Source organism: Vibrio sp. Vb0349 (genome assembly GCF_033338975.1).
Genome location: NZ_JAWOTS010000448.1, coordinates 1 through 1,042, shown reverse-complemented (window position 1 = coordinate 1,042; position 1,042 = coordinate 1). Strand labels below are relative to the sequence as shown.

General features: G+C 44.4%; 1 protein-coding gene. It reads right to left on the bottom strand.

What is annotated here, in order from left to right:
• Positions 1 to 34: 34 nt before the first annotated feature.
• Complete coding sequence (gene cobA, locus R7Q47_RS26500) at positions 35 to 910, bottom strand: uroporphyrinogen-III C-methyltransferase (protein WP_318090291.1); 876 nt, start codon at positions 908 to 910, stop codon at positions 35 to 37.
• Between the last annotated feature and the right edge of the window lie 132 nt (positions 911 to 1,042).

Sequence of the window (1,042 nt, the reverse complement as noted above, 5' to 3'; positions counted from 1 at the left end):
AAGGCGCGTTACGTCTCTAATCTTTGGACTGAAATTATATGGAGTTGGCAATAGCACTTTTGTTGAAATCAGTACTAGACAAAAACCAATCTAACTTTTGAGACAATCGCACTACCTCTCCTACGACAATCAAAGATGGCGCCTGAGCTTCCTTCGATAAATCAGATAGTTGGGAAAGCTCTCCCGTAAAAACTTTTTGCTGAATTTGCGTACCGCGCTCGATAATAGCAATCGGAGTTGAAGCCGCTCTTCCGTGCTGAATGAGCTGATTCTGAATATAGTGTGATTTCATGAGTCCCATGTAGATCACTAAAGTCTGATTACCACGAGCCAGTGTTGACCAATCCATCTCATCACTTTCTTCTTTCAAGTGACCAGTAACAAAAATGGCCGATTGAGCATAATCACGGTGCGTCAACGGAATGCCAGCATATGCTGTCGCTCCTGCTGCGGCAGTAATACCAGGCACCACTTGAAAACGAATGCCAGCATCAGCCAACACTTCTAGCTCTTCTCCACCGCGACCAAATACGAAAGGATCACCGCCTTTTACTCGTACTTCTCGGTATCCTTGCTTAGCAAAATCAACCAAAAGTTGATTTGTCTTTTCTTGCGGTACACTGTGGTGCCCTGCACGCTTGCCAACACAAACTAAAATCGTATCGCTTGGGATCAGCGCCATGATCTCTTCAGACACCAAATAGTCGTACAAGACCACATCCGCCTGCTGTAAACAGTTCAGTGCTTTAATGGTGAGAAGTTCAGGGTCGCCAGGGCCAGCACCAACCAATGCTACTTCGCCTGGTTTGAGTGACTGCTTTGCAAAACGAGTGACGCCAGACACTTGGTTGTCAGAAACCAACCTCGGCTTTTGTACAGGTAAAGTAGTGACTGAATCGTTCGTTGCCATGTGCTTGCTCATCGTCCATTGATATTGTGATGCAGGCATTATGGCGGGGTGTTTTTATTACCTGAAATTCTAAAATTTCATTTTTTATTCAAAAATCTGCTAAGAAGTTTTTGTTTGGTCTCATTCAAAAGC